This is a genomic window from Pedobacter sp. GW822-FHT03F06 (assembly GCF_058801365.1).
Genome location: NZ_JBXANE010000007.1, coordinates 125304 through 151943, shown reverse-complemented (window position 1 = coordinate 151943; position 26640 = coordinate 125304). Strand labels below are relative to the sequence as shown.

At 41.8% G+C, this 26640-nt stretch carries 15 protein-coding genes; 3 read left to right on the top strand and 12 right to left on the bottom strand.

What is annotated here, in order from left to right; translation table 11 throughout:
• Nucleotides 1–170: 170 nt before the first annotated feature.
• On the top strand, nt 171–1448 hold the full coding sequence (locus AC1RJ8_RS13930; RefSeq protein ID WP_492954344.1) for a condensation domain-containing protein: 1278 nt from the start codon (nt 171–173) through the stop codon (nt 1446–1448).
• A gap of 582 nt (nt 1449–2030) precedes the next feature.
• On the opposite strand, the gene glgP is transcribed toward AC1RJ8_RS13930, so the two are convergent.
• From glgP to AC1RJ8_RS13910, 4 genes are all read right to left on the bottom strand, one after another.
• Nucleotides 2031–3686, bottom strand: a complete 1656-nt coding sequence (gene glgP / locus AC1RJ8_RS13925) for an alpha-glucan family phosphorylase (protein WP_492954343.1) — start codon at nt 3684–3686, stop codon at nt 2031–2033.
• A gap of 326 nt (nt 3687–4012) precedes the next feature.
• Nucleotides 4013–4393, bottom strand: a complete 381-nt coding sequence (locus AC1RJ8_RS13920; protein ID WP_492954342.1) for a BON domain-containing protein — start codon at nt 4391–4393, stop codon at nt 4013–4015.
• 29 nt (nt 4394–4422) lie between these two features.
• The gene (locus tag AC1RJ8_RS13915) at nt 4423–6801 is read right to left on the bottom strand and encodes a phosphoketolase family protein (RefSeq protein WP_492954341.1); all 2379 of its coding nucleotides are present in this window, start codon (nt 6799–6801) and stop codon (nt 4423–4425) included.
• A 333-nt stretch (nt 6802–7134) separates the two neighbouring features.
• Nucleotides 7135–9825 (bottom strand): cation-translocating P-type ATPase, encoded by a 2691-nt coding sequence (locus AC1RJ8_RS13910; RefSeq protein ID WP_492954340.1) that lies wholly within the window; start codon nt 9823–9825, stop codon nt 7135–7137.
• A 269-nt stretch (nt 9826–10094) separates the two neighbouring features.
• Between AC1RJ8_RS13910 and AC1RJ8_RS13905 the strand changes: the two genes are divergently transcribed.
• Together AC1RJ8_RS13905 and AC1RJ8_RS13900 are read left to right on the top strand one after the other, a co-directional pair.
• Complete coding sequence (locus tag AC1RJ8_RS13905; RefSeq protein ID WP_492954339.1) at nt 10095–11297, top strand: PAS domain-containing sensor histidine kinase; 1203 nt, start codon at nt 10095–10097, stop codon at nt 11295–11297.
• Nucleotides 11272–12324: a response regulator gene (locus AC1RJ8_RS13900; RefSeq protein WP_492954338.1), complete on the top strand. Its 1053-nt coding sequence runs from the start codon at nt 11272–11274 to the stop codon at nt 12322–12324. Before AC1RJ8_RS13905 ends, AC1RJ8_RS13900 begins: the two co-directional genes overlap by 26 nt.
• A gap of 445 nt (nt 12325–12769) precedes the next feature.
• Here the strand turns inward: AC1RJ8_RS13900 and AC1RJ8_RS13895 are convergent, their stop codons facing one another.
• From AC1RJ8_RS13895 to AC1RJ8_RS13860, 8 genes are all read right to left on the bottom strand, one after another.
• Nucleotides 12770–14443: a trypsin-like peptidase domain-containing protein gene (locus tag AC1RJ8_RS13895; protein ID WP_492954337.1), complete on the bottom strand. Its 1674-nt coding sequence runs from the start codon at nt 14441–14443 to the stop codon at nt 12770–12772.
• Nucleotides 14444–14451: 8 nt separating this feature from the next.
• The gene (locus AC1RJ8_RS13890; RefSeq protein WP_492954336.1) at nt 14452–15645 is read right to left on the bottom strand and encodes a dienelactone hydrolase family protein; all 1194 of its coding nucleotides are present in this window, start codon (nt 15643–15645) and stop codon (nt 14452–14454) included.
• A gap of 3 nt (nt 15646–15648) precedes the next feature.
• Entirely contained in the window at nt 15649–16968 is a 1320-nt protein-coding gene (locus AC1RJ8_RS13885) for a MutS-related protein (protein WP_492954335.1), read from the bottom strand.
• On the bottom strand, nt 16965–18317 hold the full coding sequence (locus tag AC1RJ8_RS13880) for a MutS-related protein (protein WP_492954334.1): 1353 nt from the start codon (nt 18315–18317) through the stop codon (nt 16965–16967). The genes AC1RJ8_RS13885 and AC1RJ8_RS13880 overlap by 4 nt, the downstream gene beginning before the upstream one ends.
• Nucleotides 18318–18327: 10 nt before the next feature.
• A complete protein-coding gene (locus AC1RJ8_RS13875) occupies nt 18328–20628 on the bottom strand; it encodes a Gldg family protein (protein ID WP_492954333.1) in 2301 nt (766 codons plus the stop codon).
• Between the two features lie 18 nt (nt 20629–20646).
• Nucleotides 20647–21567, bottom strand: coding sequence for an ABC transporter ATP-binding protein (locus AC1RJ8_RS13870; RefSeq protein WP_492954332.1), 921 nt, complete (start codon nt 21565–21567; stop codon nt 20647–20649).
• Nucleotides 21568–21642: 75 nt separating this feature from the next.
• Entirely contained in the window at nt 21643–23028 is a 1386-nt protein-coding gene (locus AC1RJ8_RS13865; protein WP_492954331.1) for a RagB/SusD family nutrient uptake outer membrane protein, read from the bottom strand.
• Nucleotides 23028–26612, bottom strand: a complete 3585-nt coding sequence (locus AC1RJ8_RS13860; RefSeq protein WP_492954330.1) for a SusC/RagA family TonB-linked outer membrane protein — start codon at nt 26610–26612, stop codon at nt 23028–23030. Before AC1RJ8_RS13860 ends, AC1RJ8_RS13865 begins: the two co-directional genes overlap by 1 nt.
• Nucleotides 26613–26640: the final 28 nt, after the last annotated feature.

Sequence of the window (26640 nt, the reverse complement as noted above, 5' to 3'; positions counted from 1 at the left end):
TTTTGACACATCAACCGTTCCTTCAGGGGAAAATGTACAATACATCCTTCCATTTATCCATTCCAGCGGGGTAGCTGAAAAACGAATTTTGCAGGGACAAATAGGAACATAACCAGAAGCTCGCTTCTAACCAGATTTCGATTTGCAGTTTAAACATAATTTGTGACCTAATGAAAACAAGAGAAGACCGCACCCTGGGTGCATTCGAAAAAACGTTCTGGCTACTTGACCAGATCGATTCCAAAGACTTTGCGCTTGCCGCAGAAATAACAGGTACGGCAACAGTTGAAAAATGGAATCTCGCCATCTCTGCAGTACAGCGCAGACATCCCAACCTTTCGGTCAGGATCGTAATGGATGAATTTTCAAGACCAGTAAAACAGCACGCAGACAAGCTGCCCATTCCATTTAGGGTGATCCATGTTGATGCTGACTACTGCTGGGAACAGGAAGTAGAAAAAGAGCTGGCGCAAAGATTTAACACCGCAGAAGGGCCGCTTATCAGGGTGGTGCTGGTACAAAAGCCGGATTCTACCGTGCTGATCATTGCTGCAAACCATACGCTCGCCGACGGCACTTCAGTAAGTTATCTGATCAGGGATCTGCTGAAAGCAGTAAACGGAACAGAACTGGAGAAATTTGAAAACCAACTGTCCAACGATCAAACTTTGGGTTTGCCCGATGACGAGCCAGTCCAAACTGTACCTAAAAATGAATTGGGAATAAGTCAAAGGACGGTTAGTCCCAAAGTATCATCGCTGCGGCTTTCGGCAGCGGCAACCGGCCGCCTTAGAAACCGGGCCAGGGAAGAAAACACCACTGTTCATGGCGCCATCTGCGCAGCGGCTATTGTGGCATCCAGAAAGATGCGGTCGGAATGGTCAGAGGTTAAAATGGAACTGATTTCGCCCATCTGCACCAGGGGCGTATTAAATCTGGATGACAATTTTGGCCTTAATATCACCACACATCCGGTATTCTTTGAAAACGAACAGGCGCTATCTTTCTGGGAGCTGGCAAGACTCGCAAAAACAGGCCTTGAGGGGACCTCAACCGTAGCGCACGTGCGCAATTACCTGGGGTTTTTCAGGGAATTAACCTTTGGCCATAACGATATCCAAAAAATGCTGGAGATCCTGAAGGGTGCATTTAACCATCAGATTATGGTGACCAATCTTGTTAACGTGAAATACGATACAGACTTTGGCCCACTGAAGCTCCATGCACTTTATGGCCCAATGGTGAGATCCGGAAAAGGAATGGAGCAAACAATAGGCGCAGTGAGCACCAACGGATCTCTTGCCTTAACCAATACCAGCGATACACCAATAAGTGGGCTGCTTAAAGAAATTGAATATATTCTTTTACAGGCATCTAAGGTAGATTTAAGTAATTCCGGCAATTTCCAAAGTAATAACAATGGCGGCCAAAGCTGTCCGTTACGCTAATAAATAGTGCAGACCCGGTGGATGATATGCCGCCGGGTTATTTTATTTATTCGCATTTCATGTTATTAAAATACTTATCACCCTTGCGTATGGGTAAAAGAAGCTGCATCACTATATGTTCTTTGCGCGGGTACAATTTGAATATGTTCATTCATTTTTTGATTTATAATGTTTCTTCTGCCTATACCGGCCCTCTACTTTATTTGTTACAACTTTCTCAAAATTAACCACTGCCTCACCATGTTCGTAAAAGTTAGACATATTGAAACTTGACTCTACTGATCAAAAGCTCATCGAAAGATGGGCTTTTTTTGTTTAAAGCTATTTCATTTTACCTAAGCCGAGTCGGAGACTCTTTTTTATTGGCTAATCCGTAGAACTCCAGCGGAACGCTACGGATAGTGGGGCGCCTAACTCTACGGACAGTAGGTATACGCGAAGGCTCTATTTGCTCTAAGCTATGCGCTGACAACAAAGGTCGGTATAGCCTAAAGCAAATGAAATGATGGTAGTCACCTTAATAGTTGCGGGTGATCATGAACCAAGGGTTTAGCACAGAAAAATCAAAAATAACGCAATTTTTTAATCGGCCTGACGGTACATCTGCTTATAATAGGCTTCTGCCATTCTCGCCGACTCGAATTCAGGGATGACACCTTTTATACCGCTTTGAACCATATTAAACCATTTTGACGGATTATCGTAGTAAGTAGGTAAAACTGTTTTTTCCAGCACATCCATTAAATTGGCATTTTCTTTTTTATCTCTTTCCTCTTCGGATAGCGAACTTTCTGCAGGCTCAATAAGAAAACAGTTTTCTCCATTTAGCGCAAACTCAGGAATCCATCCATCTGGAATAGAAAGGTTAATAGCGCCATTCATAGCCGCTGTCATGCCGCTGGTTCCTGAAGCTTCGCGGTACATTTTTGGATTATTAAGCCACACATCGGCTCCCTTTTTTAGAAGTGAGGATAAACCGAGTTCATAACCGACCAAAACGGCACAATTAGGGAACGCCTTTGTTTCATCAATGATCTGATTGAAAATTTGGTTTGCGCCCGTATCTTCTGGATAGGGTTTTCCTGCCCAAATGAGCTGTATAGGATATTTTGAATGCTTTAATAACATCTCGAAACGCGTCCAGTCGCGCATCAGCAGATCTGCCCGTTTGTATCCGGCAAAACGCCTGGCCCATACCAAGGTGAGCACATTTTCATCAAATAGCTTTCCTGTCTGATCGGCCACTTGCCGAAACAAGCGTGATTTTAATTCCTTTTTCCGGCCTAAAAACGCCTGTTGGTTATTCTCATTTACGCGCTGAGCAATAGCCTTATCCTGCCAGTACTTTTGATTCTGTGCATTGGTTATGGAAACAATCTCACATATGCCATCATAGCCTCCCCACATTTCGCGGGCAACTTCACCATGAAGTTTAGAAACAGCGTTTGCTTTGCCAGAAAACTTTAATGCTGCCAGCGTATAATTAAACTTCTCGCCCTCCATTCCCAGCACAAATTTAACTTCATGTTCCTGCATGTGGTAAAAGAACGACATCTCTTTTAACAACGAAAAATCATGTTCTTCATTACCCGCAAGCTCAGGGGTATGGGTTGTAAATCGCATTCTTTTTTTAATCTCTTCGAGATTTTTATACTTTGAATACAGATAAAAATTAAGTGGCACCGCATGCCCTTCATTCATATGATAATAATCTGGCTGCAGGTTGAGCTGATCCAACAGCATTCCCCCACCAATCCCCAGAATGATTGACTGCGCAATCCGGGTAGCCTCGTTTGGATCATATAACCGGTGCGTAATGCTTCTACTTACTTCATCATTTTCAGGAAGATCGGTACTCAGCAAAAATAAAGGTGCGGTGCCAAATGTGGCAGGCCGCAATAAAAATGCTTTGACTTTGACGGTAGCACTATGTACCGGAACGGAGAGAACAATCCCTGTATCTTCCAGAAACGAATAATCTTTCTGAATGAAGGCCGGAACCATATTGTTGTTCTTATCCCTTACCTGGTCGTAATAACCGTATTTCCAGAGCATGCCGATGCCTAACAAATTTTGTTTCAATTCGAATGCACTCCGAAGATGGGATCCGGAGAGAAAACCCAGGCCTCCACTATAAATTTTAAGGCATTGATCAATGGCAAACTCCATTGAAAAATAGGCTACACTGGTTTGATATGCTGCATCAGGGCTGTACCCAAATAGTTCGGTTCTGGTCATAGAAAACGTTTTGTTCGTGGATTATTTTATTGGAGAATTAAGAAATTGTTGAAAAGAACCTGTTTATATATTCAGGATCAAATAACAAGCTCCTTAAAAGCATTCTACAAAAACCAAACCAATGAACCTGTCCACACTAAATTGTTCCCCATTTTTTAAAGATTTTTTTGATAAACCTTCCCAAAGGCAGATATGGCCAGCGCATCATATTTTTGGAAAGCGCTACAAATAAATACCGGCTGGATATCCAGTTCAACATACCCAATCTAAAAAGTAAATATCGCCGGGATAAGCCGATTCCATTTTCCTTCTTATCATTTCCCTTTTCACCAGATTTCATTAGCACTCCTTTCAAAGTGCAAATCCGGATGCAGCGGACCTATGAGATGCATAGGTTGGTCATTATCATTTTTATAAGCATGCTTACTATCCAAGGCCAGGTTTGCGCCCATGTAAACAATCAGGTTGCTTTTAAATGAAAACCTGACTTCTATTTTCTGAATAACATTTTTCACTCCCTTCACAGATTTTGCGACATGTTCTGCAGCAAGTTTTTTGGCGTAGCTATCTACTGATCCTTTAAGGGTCACCAAACCATGTTCAACCGAAACCTCTATTTTCTCTTCACCTATAAGAGAGTCAGTCGTGATTGCCAGTCTAACCTCCTCCGCTAATTTTTTATTCTTCTTTTTCGTTATAATTTCCATTATTAATGGGCCAAATTTGCTCCTTCTCATCATGATAATTTGTTTATTTTAGCTGCGCCCTTGAATCTCCAGTTTTTTATTTCTGGCATATCATCAAGATGTACACCGATGTATTCTTTATGGCTGGCTAATTTCTCCTCGCAAAAACGGATGAATTCATCAGCCTGTTGCTGGAACCGTGGAACGCGTTTAACCGCTTCCATAGCTAAATGATACCGGCTCATCTGATTTAACACCACCATATCAAATGGTGTGGTGGTTGTTCCTTCCTCCATAAAGCCCCGAACATGAAACCGTGCGGGATCTGGCCGTCCATGAACCAGATCATGAATAATACGGACGTAACCGTGGAATGCAAAAATCACCGGGGCAGCATCGGTAAACAGGTCTTCAAAATATTCGTCACTTAATCCATGTGCATGATATGCTCTTGGAGAAAGGGCCATTAAATCAACCACATTAACAACGCTTACCCCAAGTTCAGGCAGGTGTGTGCGGAGAATTTCGGCGGCAGCAATCGTTTCCTGGGTGGGTACGTCTCCGGCGCATGCCAGAATCACCTCAGGATCACCAAGATCATTTCCAGCCCATTCCCAAACGGATGCACCTCTTTCACAATGTGCTACAGCTTCCTCCATCCCTAACCACTGCAGCTCAGGCTGTTTGCCTGCAACCACAACATTAACATAGTTTTTACTTCTCAGGCAATGATCCATTACAGATAACAGCGTATTGGCATCGGGTGGTAAATAGATCCTGATTACACTGCTTTTTTTATTGACCACCGTATCAATAAATCCTGGCCCCTGATGACTATAACCATTATTATCCTGCCTCCATACATGAGAGGTTAACAGATAGTTTAACGAAGCTATTGGCTTACGCCATGGGATTTCCTGAGTGGTCTTCAGCCATTTTGCATGCTGGCTAACCATAGAATCGACAATGGTTACGAAAGCTTCATAACAAGGAAACAGGCCATGCCTGCCCGTTAACAGATAACCTTCCAGCCAGCCCTCGCAAAGGTGCTCGCTCAATACTTCCATTACCCGGCCATCCGGAGATAATTTATCATCAGTATCGATAATTTTCTCCATGAAGCATCGCTCAGTAACCTGAAAAACAGCTTCTAATCGATTTGAGTTCGTTTCATCGGGACAGAACAACCTAAAATTCTTATTGGCTGCATTCATGGTAAATATTTCACGCAAAAACTTACCGAGATTCCGGGTGCTTTCTGCCTGGATTGTTCCCGGATGTGCTACTTTGATCCCGTAGTGTTTGAAGTCTGGCAGAATAAGATCCTTTAACAATATTCCCCCGTTTGCATAAGGTAATGCGCTCATTCTTTTATCCCCAACGGGCGAAAGGCTGCGGAGGTCAGCGTTTAGTGTACCGTGCTCATCAAAGAGCTTTTCAGGCTCATAGCTGCGCATCCATACCTCAAGGGCCTGCAATTTCTCAGGGTTCTCCTTAACTCCGGCCAACGGAACCTGATGCGAACGGAACGATCCCTCGATAGGCAGATTATTCCAGGATTTGGGTCCGGTCCACCCCTTGGGCGTTCTTAAAATAATCATAGGCCATTTTCTTTGGTGGATTATACCTTCAGCCCTGGCATTGTACTGGATTTTTCTGATCTTATCATAAACGATATCCAAAGTAGAAGACAGCTGACGGTGGACATTGTGCGGGTGCTCCCCTTCAACGAAAAAAACCTCATATCCATATCCTTTGAATAGTTCACCTAAAGCGGTATCATCCATGCGGGAAAATATGGTAGGACTTGCTATTTTGTATCCGTTTAGGTGAAGTATTGGCAACACCGCACCATCTCTTGCGGGATTTAAAAAAGCAACCGAATTCCAGCTTGCTGCCAGAGGACCTGTTTCCGCCTCTCCATCTCCGATTACGCAGGCGGCAATCAGGTTTGGGTTATCAAATACAGCGCCGAAAGCATGCATCAGGGAATAGCCCAATTCGCCGCCTTCATTGATTGATCCCGGTGTGTGGGCACTTACATGACTGGGAATTCCTCCAGGAGTAGAAAACTGCCTAAAAAGTTTAAGCATACCTTCCTCATCCATTGTTACCTCGGGAAAAAGTTCGGTATACGTACCTTCCAGATAGGTATGGGCCACGATGGCAGGTGCACCGTGACCAGGTCCGCACACGTACAGAATATCCGCATTTGTATCTTTTATTAATCTGTTCAGGTGGACATAAATAAGGTTTAAGCCGGGAGAGGTGCCCCAATGACCAAGCAACCTGGGTTTAATGTCATCTGGTGTAAGCAGGTTACGCAATAACGGATTGGCCTGTAAATAAATCTGACCAGCCGATAAGTAATTTACCGCTTGCCAGTATTGATGTATTTTATCGATTTCTACTTCTGAAATTTCTTGCATGGTATTTTGGATTTAAGCTTTAAACATGTATTGTTTTAAGCTTGATGGATAATGGTTCGATAGGTTTTTAGCTAAGTTTATATAGATCTGGCAATAAAAATCAAGGCTTAAGACCAATAAAAAACTACATATCAAAACCGCTGTATCATTCTAATCTGGTATGTTTAATCAAATATCCTCAACTATACTGGGCAAGGAAATGATAGTGGTCATGTTTAATAGAGATGTTGATCCTAAAATAGAAGATCAAGACTGAGTAAGTATGTTATTAGCAGGTAACTGACATAGCCCGTTCCGTGGTTTATTTGTAGGCCACTAGTTGTATTTTATGGCTTATTTTTGATGCTTTTTACCCAAAATCAACTTGTAAAACTGAACCAGTACCAGCGGCAGTGTACCTGCAAAAATTGCGGCGAGCCATGCCTGTAATGGTATTATATTGAGATTAAGTACCTGCCGGCTTTTGGGAAAAACATACACCAAAGTGATAAGAGAAAAGCAGAATATGATTGCCATCCATACGAATTTATTTTTGGTCACCTCATTTTTCGTCATTCCCGAGCGCAAAGAAGACATATTGAATACATGAAATAATTGGGCAGCAGCCAGCGTAATAAATGCTACGTTATTGATGACCGCTACTTTTTCACTTATATATCTCATGCATATAAAAATCGCAAGCATAACCGAAAGCGTCATGAGCACTGCATAAACCAAAATCACCAGCCAGTTACGGTTAGATATAATCTCAAGGCCAGGATCTCTCGGAGCTTTCAACATAATCGATTTATCGCCCTTTCCCAGGCCAAGAGCAAGCGCAGGAAAGACATCAGTAACCATATTCAAAAACAGAATCTGCAAGGGAAAGAGGATGGCACCAGTTCCCAAAAAGCCCAGTAGGGTTACAATAATAATTTCGCTCAGGTTACAGGATATCAGATAGATGACAAAGCGCTGGATATTCTGGAAGATCTCTCTTCCATTGGCAACGGCCCGGGTAATCGATACAAAGGAGTCATCCTTAAGCACAATATTTGCCGTTTCTTTTGCCACTTGAGTGCCCCTTAGTCCCATGGCAATCCCTACATCTGCCTTTTTTATTGCTGGCGCATCATTTACACCGTCTCCGGTCATCGCCACCAAAAAGCCAGCCTTCTGATAGGTATCTACAATTTCGAGTTTCTGTTTAGGAGAAGTTCTGGCAAAGACAGTAGTGGAAAGAATCCTATCCCTCCACTCCTGATCCAATAAATCTCCCTGCGGAAGGGAATTCCCCAATATAACCTGATCATCCGCTATTTCTGTGATGCCAACCTGTTTTGCAATACTTAAAGCTGTTAACGGATGGTCTCCGGTAATCATAACGATTTTTATACCTGCAGCGCGGCAGGTTGAGATAGCACCTTTGATATCACTCCGCGGAGGGTCCAAAAAACCAACCATCCCCACATAGGTCAGCTCAGTTATGAAGTCGCCATCAGGCTTTTCATTCAGGCTTTTGAAGGCAAAAGCCAATACCCTTAACCCACTTGCTGAAAGGTTTTCTGCATTGGCGAGTATTTTTTCCCGATCACTGGAAGTGATTTCATTTAAACTATTTCCAGACTGGATCTTTGTGCACTTTAAGATCAAACCTTCAACTGCCCCTTTCACTGAAATGAAATAATCATTTCCATTTTGATCGGCAGTTGCCATCAGTTTAGTTTCAGCACTGAAGGGAATCTCCGATTTTCTCTGGTAATGTGCTGCAGACCCCTCCCCGGAAAATGCGGCGGCTTTGTTCAATAGCAATAAGGCAATTTCAATAGGATCACCAGATACCTTAGACGGCTCAGCTTGATCGACAGGTGCGTTGTTACAAAGCGTGCCGATTTTAACCAATAGCTCAAAATTTTTCTGGCATCTGTTGATACCCATATCATCATACACTAAATGTCCCTTTTCCATAGAAACATGTACTTCTTCGCCAGGAAAAGACAGGACTTTTACAAAAATCTTATTTTCAGTCAAGGTTCCGGTTTTGTCTGTAAGGATGACATTCACTCCGCCTAGCGTTTCAACCGAGGAAAGTCTTTTAACGATTGCATCTCTTTTTGCCATGCGCAGCATGCCAAAAGCGAGCGCAACCGTTGCTACAATAGGAAGGCCTTCAGGAAAGGCAGCCACAGCAAGTGCTATGGATGTTTCCAGAATCTCGAGCCAGGGTTTCCCTTCAATAAAAGCGGTGAGTGCAAAGAAAGCCGTCATGAAAAGGGTGATGTAAATTAACTTTTTGGTCAGGTTTCCGATTTTGATATCCAAAGGTGATTTGGTGGCAGCTGAACGACCAACCATCTCGCTGATCTTGCCCAGTTCAGTGTTTGCGGCAATACCTGTAATAATGACTTTGCCATTTCCGTTCATCACCGCTGTACCTTTGTATACCATGTTTATTGATGCAGATGCATCAGTACCTGCGCCCTGGCTATCGCTGGTTTTAAGGATGGGAAATGATTCCCCAGTCAATGAAGACTCATCTACCTGAAGCCCGTTTGATTCGATAACCCGGCCATCGCCAGATACCATGTCTCCGGAATCAAGCAGCAGCAAATCTCCAGGGGTCAACTGTTCGGAAAGCACATCCATGGTTTTTCCGCCCCTAACGACTTTAGAGACACTTAGGTCCATTTCTTTCAACGCCCGCATGGAACTCCTTGCCTGAAGTTCCATAAAAAAACCAATCAGGGCATTAACCAAAATAACGATAAATATGGCGATTGCTTCCAACGAGTTTTTAAAATATAGCGATGCAAATGCAGCAACAAACAGCAGGTAAACAATAGGACTTTTGAATTGCTCAAAAAACATCTGCCAGATACTTTTAACCTTTTGGCTGACATTAATGTTGAGTCCAAATTGGACTGAGCGTAACGAAGCCTCATTAACACTGATACCCTGCTGCCCATCCGTTTCAAAAGCATTAAGTAGCTCACCAACGCTTAAAACTGGAACAGGTGTATTATTGGCAGCTAAGTTATTGTTCATCTTCTTTTTATAACAGTAAATGCCAGAATTGACAGATGACGCTACATATAGCAAAAGTACCGCCCCAGTTGTAGTTAGAAATGATATTCCCTACCTGAATTGATGATGCTCATCACTAGCGGTTGACTATTTTCCATTTTTGAATGACGACCTTCCGGGTTTTGATATTCTTTGATAGAAGAAAAACAAAACAATCCCCTTTGGCGATCGTTCTACTAATGCAGCTAAAATATTTAGCTGTTAATCAATAAATTACGGAAAATTCCGTATTGCTAAGGGCAATTATTGACAATGCAATAGACGGACTGATCACTATTGATGACCGGGGCAGTGTAGAATCGATAAACCCCTCTGCATGCCGTCTTTTCGACTATAATCCTGAAGAAGTAATCGGACGAAATATATCCATGCTGATGCCTGAGCCAGATAGATCTTACCATGACCATTATCTTTTTAATTATAAAAAAACAGGCGAAGCGAATATCATTGGGATTGGCCGAGAACTGATAGGCATGAAGAAAAACGGAAGTTACTTTCCATTTCGTTTGGGTGTAAGTGAGGTTAAGTATTCAGGCAGGATAATTTATGCTGGTTTCATTCATGATCTGACCAGAGAAAAAGAGGCAGAAGGAAAATTGCAAGACTATGCGGCACAACTTGAAATGCAGGTAGAAGAGCGAACGCATTCGCTAAGAATGAGTGTAGAGGCATTGAAACGTACTCAGGTAGACCTGAACCTGTCGCTTAATAAGGAAAAAGAACTTGGACAGTTAAAGAGCAGATTTGTATCCATCGCTTCTCATGAGTTCAGGACGCCACTGAGCCTCGTTCAGCTATCCGCTTCCTTAATCGAACGTTATACTGAAACACTTGATCAAAAGAACATCGGAAAACATGTGGGCAAAATCAAGGATGCTGTACTTAATATTACTGCGATTTTAAATGATTTTTTATCGCTGGAAAAATTAGACAGCGGTATGGTCAAGCCATCCCTGAGTCACTTTAACTTATCAGAGATGGCAGAAGAAATTACCGGCGAAATGCAGGTCGTTTTACAGGGAAAGCAAAAGATTATCTTTAAACACAGGGGTACCAGCCAAAAGATAACACTCGATCAAAATCTATTAAAAAATTGTATCATCATATTAATAGACAACGCCATTAAATATTCAGGAGCTGATAGTCAGATTCAGTTTTATACCAAGATTAATGAGCATAATTGTAGCATCAGAATCTGTGATGATGGGATTGGTATTCCTGAAAGTGATCACAAACATCTTTTCGATGCTTTTTTTCGTGCCCACAATACCGGTAATATATCAGGTACCGGGCTTGGATTGAGTATACTCTCCAGATATACAGGATTGATGAATGGGCATGTCAGTTTTAAAAGCAGAGTTAACAGGGGAACCTTATTTACATTGACCTTCCCACAAAAAAATAACCATGAGCAAAAAAGTATTGATTATTGAAGATCATGGTGAGATCCGTACAAACCTGGTTGAAATTCTAGAAATGGCCCGTTACACGGTATATCAGGCTGAGAATGGTAAGCTTGGCGTTGAACTGGCCATCAGCCATGTTCCAGATATTATCCTTTGTGATATCATGATGCCCGAACTTGATGGATACGGTGTATTATATATGCTCAACAGGCATGAGCAGACAGCAGGAATTCCATTTATTTTTCTGACTGCAAAGGCCGAACATACAGATCTTCGAAAAGGAATGGAACTGGGCGCAGATGATTATTTGGTTAAGCCCTTTGATGATATGGAATTGCTAAATGCCATTGATATCCGTTTAAGAAAGAAAGCGGCAAACGATCTTTCCCACCAAAACAGAACTGAAGCATTCAAAGTATTGGTTGAGAAAACAGACGGTCTTGCTGCATTCAATAAAATAATTGAAGAAAAAAAAAGCAGGGATTTCAAAAAGAACCAGGTAATTTACTACGAGCAGGATCATGGAAAAGGGCTCTATCTGATCACACGTGGAAGAGTTAAAACCATAAAACTGGCAAAAGATGGCAGGGAGCTAATGACAGGAATTTATGGTCAGGGCGACTATCTGGGGATTAATTCGGTATTAAGTGATAGTTGTTATGCAGATACTGCCACAGCACTTGAAGATAGTAGCGTGTGCCTAATTCCACTAGATCAGATGGAAACCATACTTCATTTATATCCTGAGGTGGCCAGAAAATTTATCCATTTGCTTTCCAGAGATAATAGAGCAAAAGAAGAACAGCTGTTGGAACTGGCTTATCATTCAGTGAGGAAAAAAATGGCCGGTACATTGCTCCGACTATATGAGCAGGCAAAGGTAAATGATAATTTAATCAATATCACCAGGGAAGACCTTGCCGCTATGGCCTGCATTGCAACGGAAACGGTGAGCCGCACCTTATCTGATTTTAAGGATGAGCTGCTCATTGATAGAAACGGAACAAAGATTACACTACTTAATCATGCTGGACTAGCTAAAATGAAAAATTAAATTAGATAATATTAAAATACCATTGCCATTATAAAAAAGCACTCCTTTATAACTTCCTGCGATAACATTAGGGGAATTTAAGTAGCATGAATGATTCGATTATTCCGCAAAGGAATAACTCTTGTAGATGAGGATGATAAATGGAAAAACTTCGGTTTTCAATCCCCATTAATATCTCTTTTCAAGAATTTCCATCCATTAAATGAGCCCCTACAGGCTCCAATTTCATTTAAATCCGAAGAATTATGCGCTGAGGCTTTGGTCTAAAAAAGGGGCTAAGACAATCAAAACGGCCACTTCGCTCCACAACCAGGTATAGGTTTGATGCAGAACGAGCGGCCATGTTCCCTGAAATGTCCACCTTAGCTTTTGATCACTAATTACTGGAGGCAAATAAAGTAATAAACATAGTGGCAAAATCACTTTCAAATGAATTGTCAATTGTTCAGTAATTCTTTTGAAGCGATTGAAGTACAAATCCACGAATGCTTTCCGCTGGCATAATCAAAACGGATGTTCTGCTGTGCCTGGCAATATTGATCCCGCAAAACCTACCGGAGCGGTCAAATACCGGACTTCCACATTCAGCACTTTCTATTGCCGCATCGCTGATCAGGACATGATCAAATCCATCAGAGCGCTCGCTTCTTCCCCCTGCATACGCATAAGATGCGTGGTTCAGTATGGGCTGACCTTCTAAACAAGTTTCGACGGTTAAGGGCAGGCCATTCCGGATGATGTCAAGTTTTACGACATCACCTGCGTAATATGAGGTAAAGGCATTGATGAAATCCTCAGGTTTGACAATTGGTTTTCCATTGACCGCTGAGATATGATCATCCTGTTTTAATTTTGTGGTTATGGCTTTATTTTGCGGTATTTCAGTAATTAAAATTTTTCCGTCCTGATATTTAGCACCGACATCCAGATATCCGATACTGTTGCTCAAAGGAACCGCTACTGGCAATCCACTAAAAACGCCTATCTTTTTCAATTGGGCTGGAAGCACAGATATTAGCATTTTGCCGGGGTGGTCTTCTCCTCCAAAGCGTTTGGGCGGTTTAGCACCTAACTGTATTCCGTAACTGATTTTCAGGCTTGGCTTCAGCAATATCAAATCGTTTCTTCGATCCCTGTCGATGACAGTGGATTCAAAAATTTTCCCCTCCACTAAAATCCGGGGATTGGCCGCAACCATTGAACTTTTACTGATGAGATAAGTTTCATTTTTGACACGGACCCATGTACCCAATATTTTTTTTATTTGATCACCATCATTACTCATAACCACTGCCACGCTTTTTTCCTGTTTTGAAGTAATTCCTATTAGCGAGTCTATCGAAGGAAACGGCTGCATGAGTGATGGGTTGATTGTCTCGCGCAAAGAATCGGGCAAAGGCACTTTCTGATAATCTATAGGTTTGTTAAGAGGGCCCCAGTATTTCAAAAAAGAATCCACAGGAATATCAAAGTTTTGCGATTCATCCTCTTTTATGCGACTGTGTATACCAATGAGCCTGCCTTTGAGATCAAACAATGGACCACCAGAATCACCAGGCTCCATTTTTGCTGACGACTGAATAAAACCATTCCCTGTATCTGTATTAGATATTCTACCATAACGCACATTAGGTGTTGACTTGAGGAATGATGCGGGATAGGAAATGCTGATGACTGGCTGATTTAAAGCCATTTCGCTGCCAGCGGCCATTTGTGCATAATCAAATTTTTCTTCTTTGGTTATTTTGATCATGGCCATATCGTATACTGCATTTTTTTCATCAATTCCTATACGGCCTAAGGGGAGCGCTGTGTATTTTCTACCGTCAACAAATGTAACCTGGTAAAGCTGATTAGCTTTAATTGCATGTGCAGCGGTTAGGATATGCCCCTGTGCGGAAACAATAACACCACTAAAACCATCTGTTTCATATATTCCATCGGGCCTATTATTTTTCACAGTGTCCCATGCGATAATATATACACTAAAGGGCATTGCCGTGCTGACACCATTGGAAATAAGATTTTCAATCCTTTTGCTTTTAAGATTCTGCTGGCCCGATACATTTGAAAAAATAAGCGCAAAGAGTAAGGTTGCGCTCCATTTTAAATTAGTCATCTTTTATGCTATTTAGATTTTAAGGGGTAAACTTCACTTACCTTATTATTGCTGAGTATGAGCTTTGTAGTGAATATGAATCGGGGGTCCTGATATTCCTTTACAGCACGTTCAATCGCTTTAAAGCTGCGGTTTACTTTTTTGTGAAAAAGAACTTTGCCGTTAGCAATAACGGTGACTGGCTGATCAAGGTTTACAAGATCATCATTCAGGTTAATTTCAAGCACATTAAAGGTATTATGTAATATGGTAATCTGGTTGCCTTTACGGCTAACTTCGGCTACATCGCCAACTTTTGAGGATACAAGAGGGGCCGATAGCCAATAGAACCGGTGCTGCAACCGGTTATCCTGTACCCAAACAACCTTATCCGGAAAAGTATTTCTCTTATAATCTGCCATCCAGGAGATGGCGATGGTATCTTGATGATCAAGCCAATGAGGCTTATCAGGATAGAGGTGAAATTCGTGGTCATAGCCTTTAGCATCCAGGTTGTGCAAACTATCGAGCTTCTTGTTGTATTTGATAGCGAGCTTGTTTCTGTTATATGCGGAATCTAAACCGCCAATGAATATTGAAAACGGCAGGTTACGCAGGTTACGCATATCAGCATCGCCGGGATGGCCGGCCATCATCGATGCGGCGGCAAAACGATCGGCCATGCGGGGAGCCAATTGAAATACCCCATCCCCTCCCGCTGAATAACCAAGAATATAAACCTTATCGGGATTTACATCTTCCATTATCACACTGTAGCGAATTAGCGAATCGATGAAATTATCGATATGATCTTCATGCCAGAGGTTCCAGGTGTTTGTTGGTGCCCTGGGCACAATAACCAATCCTTCTTTGATATTGTACAGTGTACGTTGATTCTCCCATTGCTGATCATTCACTGCCACCGGAGCGTTACCACCACCATGCAGCGAGATATATAAACTTCTCCCGCCAACTGGTTTTGTTCCAAAAACCTTATAGGCAATGGCCATCTGGTATTGTTGAAACTTTATTACGCCCTCACTCCACACCTTCCGGGCAGCGGGCATTAATTTTTGCTTTTCTGTGTTCCACTGTTGCATTGCAAGCCTGTCTGCCTCGGCTCGGCTCATCTTTTTCTGCGCTGCGCTTGTACCGCAAAATAACGCGATCACACATAGGGTTTGTAACTTCAGCAGGATGAGACTTTTGTTCTTTTTATTCATATGTTAATTCTTTAGCAGTTCCAGGATACCCTCATTTTCAATGATGATCATACCCTGTCTGTCGCTGGTGATTCCCGGAGTTAATTTGTAAGGATAGGTGGGCTTATTTCCGTTCATAACCGTCGGCATATAAGCAAATTGCACTGATAAATTTCCTTTTAAGGCCTCCCCAACTTCGATAATGTGTGTAGAAACGATAAAAGCAGACGCTTTATATTTCGCGAACGCTTCGGTAACAGCCAGCGTTGCATCATAAGCATCTTTAACATTTGTACCTTTAAACAGTTCATCAAAAAGGACTACGAAACATTTTCCACTTGCCACTTGCTCAGCAGCACTTTTCACCCGCAAAACCTCGGCATAGAAATGGCTGTAGCCAGTTTGAAGGTTGTCGGAAACATTTATTGAGGTATATAATCCATCGCGTACCGAAAAGATGACCTGATTGGCAGCAATTGGAAACCCCATATGCGCCAGGTAGATTGCAATACCAAGAGATTTCATTAAGGTTGATTTACCCGCCATGTTTGCACCGGTGAGAAAGAGTAAATTTGCATCATGGTCGAACCTTAAGTCGTTACTTACACCATTGCGTAAGGCTGGATGTCTCAGCCCGGTAATGTTTAATACATTTCCCTCTTTCTCTGTGGCCTCTGCGTAACAATAGCCCATCATCTTTCCGAGCTTGCCTACATTGGCGTAAACATCGATTGAATACATGATTTTCAAAAGCTTATTGAGGGAACCTTTCAATGTCTGCTTGAGGAGGTGGTCATAAACGGCAAGCTGATACGGTGCGAATTCCTCATTGGTATGTTGAGCAATTAATTTTCTCAAAAGAGGGTCATCTAATATTTCTTTGAGCCGCTCTTTATCCTGGTCAAATGGGGTATTCGAATTATCATTTAGAAGAACCGAAAGCTCCTGAGCGTATTTCAGCACTTTGATTGTTGCGTTCAACCCAGCTACGAGTTGATCATAACGTTCATCGCGGATCAATACCGACTGGCCTTTTTTAAGAAAGGAGTTAAATACAGCAACAATGAACATTTTTGGACTTTCGATTGCCAGATAGTTTTCAGTTGATTGGAAGTCTGCCCTTTCAAGCTGAAACGTAAAATCTTTCTCCTGGAAATAATGGAAAATATCCCGCCGTGCGTTGATAGCTGCAGCACTTGTCAATGGATTTAGGAACATCGTCTGCAAGAGCTGTTCCCCCCCATCGGTTTTGGTTTTATTGAACAGGCTGAAAATAGATCCAGGTGTATATTTACCGAGCAGGTTTAGATCATCCTGCGTTTGTTTGTCAACGATTAAACTCATATGTCTTTAGCATTTGATTTGGCCAGTCCGGCATTTAAGATATCCAGGATGCCTTCATTATTGATAATAATCATACCATGCCTGTCTGCAGTTAAACCGGATTGCAGGGTATAAGTATATATCGGATTGGTTCCTTCCATTGTTGTTGGCAGAAATACAAACTTTATCTTTTCGCTTTGTTCCTTTAACACTTCTCCGGCTTCAATAATGTGTGTAGAGATCACAAACAGGCTCCCCTGTTTACGGGCAAAAGCGGCAGTAAAGGCTATAGTGGCTTCACAGGCATCTTTCACATTTGTTCCTCTAAACATTTCATCAAAAAGCACAAAAAGTTTTTTTCCCAGTTTCAGTTCGGATGCAATCTTTTTTGCACGGAGCACCTCTACATAAAAATGGCTCGCACCCATCCCAAGGTTGTCTGGCAGGTTAATGGTGGTATATATTCCATCCAGAACGGTGAATTCCATTTTTGCTGCCGGCACCGGAAATCCCATATGGGCCAAAAATATCGCGATGCTCAAAGATTTCATGAAAGTTGATTTTCCTGCCATGTTTGCACCAGTGAGAAAAACGACATTCTGTTCATCGCTCATTACTATGGAATTCGGAACTGCACGCTGAAGCTGAGGATGATAAACATCGTCAATTCTTATAAAGGAATTGCCCCCTGGTAAAGCCGTTGGGAAAACAAATTTCCTTTCCTTTGCCACTTTAGCAATTGAATAATAAACATCAAGTCTATACAGGCATTGTAATAGTGTTAATATGGCATCCCTGTTAACAAACCTGAATAATTCATCATATGATATGAACTCCTGGCCTGTAGGCTTGTAACCCTCAACCTTGAAAGGCAGATCAGCAAATTCTTCAGATGATAAAATTCGCTGAATATTATTTTTTTCTGAACCGTACGGATGATCGGTTGCCAGGTCAAGAGAATCCACAAACAGCTTAAATTCCCGAACAAACAGCAGGATAGCTGAGATACCCCTATAGATAGTTGTTGTCTGTGCATCGGGTGCTACGAAATTACCCAGCCGCTTTGTTACCGACTGATCGTATTCCGATAACTTACTCCTCGAATCTGTATTATTGATATATGATTCTATCGCACTGAGCAGTTCAGTAGATATTGGGAACTTTTCAGCACGACCAGCGAAATACTGGATGATCTGGCTGCGCTGATTTATTTTATCAAAATCACCGATCGGATTAAGGAACATCTCTTCCAGAATAATTGATCCGCCATGTGTCCGGGTACTATTAAAAATTTCGTAAATTGAATTACTCCCCTGTCTTCCAAACAGGTTGAGGTCGTTAATCGTCTGTTGATCTGTAATTAAAGGCATATTAAATATCTTATTTTCTTTTTCGTCTGATCAGTATGATACTTCCGCATGCAAGTAGAAAGCCAGGGATGATCCATACGAAAATCAATTTAAGCAGGTGGATCTGATCTTTATCTACCAGTAATACCGTGTCTTTTGGTGCCGGTCTGAAGCTACTAATGGGGAATTCGCCATAGCTCAGCCAGCTAAACACACCGATATTGAAAACAAAATTTGCTGTACGGAGATTGAACCTGTTCAATTCCTTATTTGACATCAGGTCTGCATCACCGATAACAATGATTCGCTGCTCTTTTTGAGCAATTTTTCGGGTTAAACTCACTGCCAATGGGAAAGCTTTTTGCAAATCACCTTTCTGTGGCTCAAATTGCACGGTGGCTGAGTCAGTCAGAAACCTTTCTCTTTTAAGCCAGCTGCTTTTCGGGTTTGTTACCAACAAAGGCTGGGTTTTGTACCATTTCGTGTTTTCGATAGACAGGGCTGTAGCCAATGGCATCGAAACCACTATGCTATCCTTGTGCGCCTGCTCCAGGGGCATGAAGAGCTTCGTTGCCGCGCCGGTTAAGTTTGGGGTAGCCAAATCCGGCTCCAATTGCTTGCTTTGCTGAACAATCGCTCCATCCATCAACTGAATACCAAACTGTTTGATTATTGGATTTAAAACATCCTGTTTATTGGGCTCTCCAGTAACGAGCAAATTACCACCGCCATTAATATACGCCTGCAAATTTTTAGCTGCGGCCGCACTCAGGCCAACTTTGGGATCTGCCATAACCAACACTGATATATCCTTTGGAACCGGCGTGGTGGCAAGGGAGATGGTGTCGACATCGAAGCCCTGATTAAGCAAAGACTGCCTGAAAACCTTTAGGTTTGTTAATGCCTGGTATTCACGGTCGCCTATTTTATTGATATTTCTTTCTAACTCTCCGGTAGCAAAAAGTATTTTAGGCATTTTTGCGCTAAGGAGTCTTTTAAGTGCTGCTGATATTTCCGTTTCCGATGGCCAGTGCTCATTATCAGGATATACCCGGAGGAAGGTCTTTCTCCCTTTATACTTGAGTTGCATGATATAAAAATTGGGCTCTTTGGAAAGATCGACTTCTTTTCGAATCTGCTCAGGTGTTAAAAACTGCTTTATATTCATTTCTCTTGTCTGGGCGATCTTCTCCACTACCTGAGCAAGGGTTTTTCCTTTGTTCCCTTTCACGATATCCCCGCCTTGTGCCAGGGTATCGTAATACATCACACTTTTTAATTTAATATTATGTTTAAAGCGCACATAAGGTGCCCATGCGTTGATGTTTTTTTGATAAGATTCTGGATTTCCATCTTCCATGTAACCGCCCAGCAGGTTCGTGTATCCCGTTATTTCCAGCGGTTCATCACCAAGTTCTTTAATTATTTTCTGCGTATCTGGCTTTAGTGTATTAGATTTATTTTCAGTTACATCCGCATAAATAATCAGTTGTGGAATGGAACTGATGTAACCAATAAGAAGTGTTATTGCAATGATTGAAATATAATGTCCTGCTTTTACCATAGGCGAGACCGTTTGCATGCTAAATTTTAGCTTATAAATAGTAATGGTAAGAAAAAGGAATACAATGGCAAGAAAATAAATAATGCCGTTACTGGTAATCAAGCCTACCAGCATCCAGTCTGTTCTTCCGGATACCGAGAGAAAGAAGGTAATATCCCTTATAAACGGTATGCCCTTCCACAAGTCGGCAATGTTGTACAAAATACCGAAAATGACAAAAGTACTAACGGCAGCTACAATTTGATATGTTGTTAGGGAGGACATAAACAGACCTATAGCAGAATACGCACAAAGCAGTAAAAACAGGCCTAGTAAAGCGCTCAATAACATTCCAATATCTGGTGAATCTGCTGTGAAATAGCTGATGGATAGAAATATGGTTACTACCCCAAGCATGAGTACGCTCATGATTACCATGGCGCTGAATTTACCCAATACAATGTCTCGTATACGGATAGGTGAGGAATACAATAATTTGATGGTACCACTGCTCATTTCTTTACTGATTAATCCCATTGTTAAAAGTGGAAGATATAAGTAAAGATTCCTCATTACCGAGGCAAATAGCCCATTGGAGCCAAATACGGCCTGTCCAACTACACTAAAAGGAATTTTATATCCATCTGCCTGCATCTGGGCGATAGATTTCAGCGTAGCCATGTAGCCCAGGCCACATTGAACCATGAAAACGATAATAAGAAACCATGCAATAGGAGAATAAAACAGCATTTTAAGTTCTGTTTTTGCAATTTGAAGGATTGTTTTCATTAAGAAAATGATGTGAAATTAATGTTGTGAAAGTTGTTTGAATATTTCTTCTACCGAGTTTTTTTCAAGAGAGATTTCCTGCAGGCGCCAACCGTTCTGAACACTTTCGGAAATAATGGTCTCTGTAATCTCCGCGTCGCCACTGAAAAACAGGCGAACTAATTTTCCATTAAGAATGTCGGCCTTAAGTATCCCGGGAATCGCTTCGAGCTCAGCTACCAGAGGCATGTTTTGAAAAGTGACCAGCATGCTGTGCGGTTCCACATAGTTGTTGAACGCATCCATTGTATCTGAAAACACTATCTTTCCGTTTTCGATCATTTTGATATCCTTACAGAGCAGCTGTACTTCTGACAGAATGTGTGATGAAAATATGACTACCCTATCTTTAGCAATGTCCTTGATAAGCGATCGAACCTCAATAATCTGATTGGGATCCAAACCATTGGTGGGCTCATCCAAAACCAGTACATTAGGCTTATGTACAATTGCCTGGGCAATTCCCACGCGCTGTCTGTATCCACCTGAAAGATTTTTGAGCAATCGGCCGCCGAAATGGCTGATGCCGCAGCGCTCCTTCGCCTCTGCAACCGCATCTTTGCCAGGCTGGCCATACATATTGCGCAGTGCTGCGCAATAGTGAAGGTATTCATCAACCGTTAGGTCAAGGTATAACGGAGGATTTTGGGGAAGGAACCCGATTTCCATTTTCGCCCGTTTGGGATCTTCCCTGAAATTTATACCGTTGATAAATACGTTGCCTTCTGTTTGATTGATTGACCCGCAAAGAATGTTCATTGTAGTTGATTTACCGGCACCATTCGATCCTAATAACCCAACGATACCAAAATCATTGATTTCTATATTAATGTCGCGTATGGCCCAGGTGTTACTATAGCGATGAGATAGGTTTTCAATCTTTACTATACTTTTTTCCATATTTTATAAATTTTTAGGCGTACCAATCCCACTATTAATAATAGATTAGCCTTACCAATAGTGGGATATTAGAGTTTATTTAGGGTTTTGAACCAGTTCTGGGTTTTGAGCAACAAGTTTTTCAGCGAACTGGAAAACATAAGCATTGCTGTTAGGTTCAAGTATGTAGGTCACATTGCCGATCATGCGGGTAACAGACTTCGCAAATGCCGCATCTTTATTCAGCCGCTTTTGATCGAACCAGCGCAGTCCCGTTCCGAAAAATTCTCGCCTCCGCTCTTCCACAACCCTTTGCAAGGCTTCCTGATCTGAAGTTGCCGTTACAGCTTGATAATCTGCCGGGCGGAATCTCATTTTTCGCAAGTCGTTTACCATTGTAAGTGCCTCATCGCGCTTCCCTGTACGGGCTAAGCATTCTGCCCGTATAAGCCACGTTTCATTAACGGTCAAACCTACCGGAGATCTATCGTTATAATTATCCCTCGACCAAAAGCCCGTTCCCTGAAAAGCAGGGTAAAAGTTTGAACCTGGTCTGGTGAAAAGTTCATAACGCAGGTCTTTTTTATCGAGCAGATTCAATAAGGATGGGCTTAACTGTAGTGGATAAAAACTACTTCTGGGAACTTTCCGGAGTAAAACCTGCTTATCTGTATATTGCGTAGGAAGAATATTGGTTGTCAAAAACGTATTATAGTCATAAAGCGAGCTGTTTAATGAAAGTGATTGTTCCGCAGCAGTTTTGGCGGCCTCAAAATCGCGCATATTCAGGTAGGCTTTCGCCAACAATGCATAAGCAGCGGCCCGGTTAGGCTGAACGGTACTGGACTGAACCACTGGAATAAGCGGTAAGGCTTCTTTAAGATCTTTGACGATTTGATCGTAGACCTCCCTCACCGATGCCCTATTAAGTTTCACAAACAATTCCGGTGACAACAGTAAGGGAATAGCTGGATCTGTAGCAGCGGTTGCCGGATCATATTGTTTACCATACAAATTCGTTAAAGTAAAAAACGTAAACGCCCTGTTGATTAACGCCTCGGCATACAGCGCATTTCGCTGGTCCGGGCTACCGCCCTTGCTTTCTAAAACACCCTTTATCACGGTATTGTAAACGTATATTGCGTTGTACATAAAATTCCAGTCAAAATCGTCGGTTTCACCAAAATAGAAAGGATTTTTCCATCCGTAAATAGCTGAATTGGTTGTGTTGTTTGCTAGTGAGGTCTGCACTTCCGGATCGGAAAGTTCGACATCATCACAGCTTAAAATGGCCGTATTTCCTGCCCCAACTTCCTGGTTGTTTCTGTTATTGAGCAATAAACGATAATCCTGGGTGTAAACCAATACCCGCTGTCCCTGTACAGGCACATTTTCTACGTATTTGCGGCAGGAAAAGAGTGTAAAAGTTAAAACAGTAACCATTACTATTTTAAAGGTATATATTGATGCTGTTTTATACATTATAAGCTTAAATTAAGTTGAAACGAATAACTTCTAACAGGTGCAAGCTGAAAGGTATTTCCTGTGTTATAGACATAATCAGGATCAATTTTTTCTTTATTTGCAGTCCAGATCAGTCCGAGGTTACGGCATACAGCCGAGACTGTCAACATCTTTACCCCGATAGGTTTTAACAGTTTTTGTGGTAGTGCATAGCTTAGGCTAATCTGTTGAAGTTTGATATTACTACGGCTTCTGATCAGGTAATCAGACTCTGAATACCGGGTGATGCTGGTACCATAATAGTATCCCTGGTTAAAATCAGTGTTGATGGTTGGAACGTTTGTAAACAATTCGTCTCCAGGTTTGCGCCACCGCATCCCTAAATCACCTGCACGGCTAACATATACTGAATTTTCAGTTACCGAAGGTTTTCTGAAAACTCCGCCAAAGGCGTACTGGAATTGAAAACCAAGGCTGAATTGTTTATAGGAAATATTACTGCTATAAGCACCATAATAAGGCGAAGCTGTCCGGCCAGAATATTCCATAATATCGAAGTACTGAAACTCATCAACTCTTAGTATTCTTCCTGGAACCTTAGGATCCTCAATCAGCGTCTGTCCGGTATTATCTAAGCCTGCAAATTTATAGGAGAATAAATAATCCTGAGGATAGCCATCATAAATTTGATTTCTTCCCAAATCGCCTATAGGCAGGTTAAAGCGCTCATCATGTACCTTATTGGTATTGTAAGAAATATTAATGGTATTGTTCCAACTCACATTTTTTGATTGCACTGGAATGAAGCTCAGTCCCAAATCAACACCCTTTCCATCTAACTTCGCTGCATTAAAAATAGTTTGGGTGAAACCATATGTACCATTAATCGGCAATTGGAAAAAAATATCTGTTGTTTTTTTCAGGTAATAATCTACCGTCGCCGAAACACGGCCGTTGAAGAGACCAACCTGGAGACCGTAATTAATCATGCGCGTTTTTTCCCAAGCCAGGTTTTCTCTTGCAGGTCTGTCAATTACAGCGTAGGGTAAAGATGATTCAAAATCGGTTCCGAGGAGAGAAATAACAGTTACCGGGGCATAACCCTGAGGCGCATTTCCGGTAAAACCGTAGGTAAAGCGGGTTGAAAGGTTGGTAAGCCAGTTCAAGTCCTTCAAAATCATTTCCTTTTTCATATTCCAGCTTAAACCAGCAGACCAAAGCGGGATTGCACGTTTTCTGCGTTCGACACCTAAGAGATTCAGATCATCAAACCTTGCACTTCCGGAAACGGTGTACTTACTGTTAAAGGTGTATGAACCACTTGCGTAGTAAGATAGTCCTCTGGTGGTTGATTCGACTACAGGTGAAGATGTTGCTCCGATACTAGGACGCTGACCATAGATATCCAGATAGCTTACGCTGGGGTTAACTGATCTGAAAGCATTAATAGACTTATCATAGCCATAGCGAAGTTCATTACTCGATTTACTGAAATTTTCTCTAATTTCATTGCCCATCAGCACATTAAGTTCATGTTTATCGCTCCAAGATTTGTTGATACTTAACTGACCACGGAGGTTATAACTCCTACCCAGGGCGTTGGCCAGGCTCAGGCGACCTCCATTAGGAATACCGTAAACAAGTGCCCCAGCTGCGTTTACGCTGGTAGCCCTATTGATCATTATGCGACTTTCGTAACTTTCAGGTTCCTGATAGTTTTCTCTTTCATTAAAATAACGACCAAGATTTCCTGATAGAGAAACACTTAACCAGGGCGTGATCTTGCCGGTAACATCAAGGTTCAGCGCAATATTGTTCGTATTGTTAACGGTATTATTGTAGTTGAGTTCATCAATGGCAGAATATCGGAAAGGAAGGTATCCTTTACTTTCGAAGTTTCTGGCTACCAATGGGGTACTGAACACATCGTAATATTTCGTACTGCCATCAGCATTGACCAATGCATCATAAGGGCGCATCCCGAGGGAGGTTTGGCTCATGGCACGAACTGCTGCAGCATTTAAAACATCCGAGGTATTATTGTAGCTTAGATTAGCATTTATGGTTAAAATGCCTTTGAATAATGATGAGACTGAGCCCATATTAAATGCGTACCCTTTATTTTTGTTGCTTTTATAGAGCCTATCTTCGTTGTAATAGTAACCCGACATATAATAGGAACTGTTTACCCCTCCGCCTGTGAGTGATAAGTTGTACTGTTGCGTTTGGGGTCGCTGTAAGAGGTATCTGGAAATTTGATCTTGATTATCGATATTAGCTAAATTAGCCAACTCCATATTCATCTGACTTTCTGTTATCTCCCCTCGTTTCTGACGAAAAATGATCGCCTGAGCCTGACTATTGTTTCCCGGAAATGTCCCTGATTGTATCGGAAAGGGGTCACTGATCAGATTCATATCGATCATGTCCTTTTCCAGATCGATATAATCCGCGACTGACATGGTCGAGCCATAATTGAGTTTAGGTTTAGCACTTGTACTAAAGGTGGTCGAGAAATTTATTGAAGGTGCAGTATTTGGTTTACCCTTTTTTGTGGTAACTACAATTACCCCATTTGCAGCCTTTATCCCCCAAATAGCAGAAGCCGCCGCATCTTTCAAAAACGTAATCTGCTGAATATCATTAGGATTCATCAAATCCAGGGCGCCACCTGCTATAGAAACCTGAGACGGGAAACCATCAATAACCAAAAGCGGTTCGGTGCTCACCTGGCCATAATCACTGATAATGGTAGAAATACCCCGGATGTTAATTGTACCATTACGGCTTTTACCGGCCTCGGTCTTGGTGGATATGTCTACGCCTGGAACCAGGCCCTGTAGCCGCTCAAGCAAACTTATGGTAGGGTATTGAGCGATATCTTTTGCAGTAATAATCCCAAATGAACCAGTAGCACGATCCCTGTTCAGATTTTGATAACCTGTGCTTACAATTTTCACTTCCGAAAGATCAGCAGAAACTGGTTTTAAAGTTACCACCAGACTGGTTCTGTTCCTTAATGATATGGTATCTGACTGATAGCCTATAAAGCTAAAAATCAGCGTTTCCTTACCCTTGAGGCCCCGTATGTTGAAGGAACCGGATTCATCAGAGAGGTAGAGTCTTTTGGTCTGTTGAACAAGAATACTTGCACCCGGCATAGGCTCCCCTTTTTCATTTAAGATGAGGCCTTTCAAATCAACATCCTTGAAAAATGAGGTAACTCTATCAAGCAAAGAAGGTGTTTTTCTGGATACCACAACAATTTTATTCTGAACCGTATATTCAAGCAATTCGTCCTTGAACAAAAGATCCAAAACATCAGTCAGTTCGGTTTTTTTAACATTGATGTTGATGGGTTTAAGTGATTTTAAAAGATTATCATCTGCAACAAAGTCGTAACCGCTCTGTTGCTTTATCTTGGCAAATACTTGAAAGATTGATGCATTTTTTTCAGACAATGAGATCTTCTGAGCAAATCCCGAAGCGGAGACCTGCATCAATGTTGCTATTAAAATCACGATGGTTATTCGCATAATAAGCAAAATTTTAGTGTATACGGCAGACGGTATACCTGTTTGTTTGGTATATTTTATATACATTTAGTTTAAAGTTTGTTTTTCAGTTTTA

What these genes read in the sequence shown, in the direction of transcription:
- AC1RJ8_RS13910 (WP_492954340.1), bottom strand. Translation starts at nt 9,825, where the DNA reads ATGAACAATAACTTAGCTGCCAATAATACACCTGTTCCAGTTTTAAGC.
- AC1RJ8_RS13880 (WP_492954334.1), bottom strand. Translation starts at nt 18,317, where the DNA reads ATGCCTTTAATTACAGATCAACAGACGATTAACGACCTCAACCTGTTT.
- AC1RJ8_RS13870 (WP_492954332.1), bottom strand. Translation starts at nt 21,567, where the DNA reads ATGGAAAAAAGTATAGTAAAGATTGAAAACCTATCTCATCGCTATAGT.
- AC1RJ8_RS13895 (WP_492954337.1), bottom strand. Translation starts at nt 14,443, where the DNA reads ATGACTAATTTAAAATGGAGCGCAACCTTACTCTTTGCGCTTATTTTT.
- AC1RJ8_RS13860 (WP_492954330.1), bottom strand. Translation starts at nt 26,612, where the DNA reads ATGTATATAAAATATACCAAACAAACAGGTATACCGTCTGCCGTATAC.
- AC1RJ8_RS13900 (WP_492954338.1), top strand. Translation starts at nt 11,272, where the DNA reads ATGAGCAAAAAAGTATTGATTATTGAAGATCATGGTGAGATCCGTACA.
- AC1RJ8_RS13920 (WP_492954342.1), bottom strand. Translation starts at nt 4,393, where the DNA reads ATGGAAATTATAACGAAAAAGAAGAATAAAAAATTAGCGGAGGAGGTT.
- AC1RJ8_RS13875 (WP_492954333.1), bottom strand. Translation starts at nt 20,628, where the DNA reads ATGAAAACAATCCTTCAAATTGCAAAAACAGAACTTAAAATGCTGTTT.
- AC1RJ8_RS13930 (WP_492954344.1), top strand. Translation starts at nt 171, where the DNA reads ATGAAAACAAGAGAAGACCGCACCCTGGGTGCATTCGAAAAAACGTTC.
- glgP (WP_492954343.1), bottom strand. Translation starts at nt 3,686, where the DNA reads ATGACCAGAACCGAACTATTTGGGTACAGCCCTGATGCAGCATATCAA.
- AC1RJ8_RS13890 (WP_492954336.1), bottom strand. Translation starts at nt 15,645, where the DNA reads ATGAATAAAAAGAACAAAAGTCTCATCCTGCTGAAGTTACAAACCCTA.
- AC1RJ8_RS13885 (WP_492954335.1), bottom strand. Translation starts at nt 16,968, where the DNA reads ATGAGTTTAATCGTTGACAAACAAACGCAGGATGATCTAAACCTGCTC.
- AC1RJ8_RS13915 (WP_492954341.1), bottom strand. Translation starts at nt 6,801, where the DNA reads ATGCAAGAAATTTCAGAAGTAGAAATCGATAAAATACATCAATACTGG.
- AC1RJ8_RS13865 (WP_492954331.1), bottom strand. Translation starts at nt 23,028, where the DNA reads ATGTATAAAACAGCATCAATATATACCTTTAAAATAGTAATGGTTACT.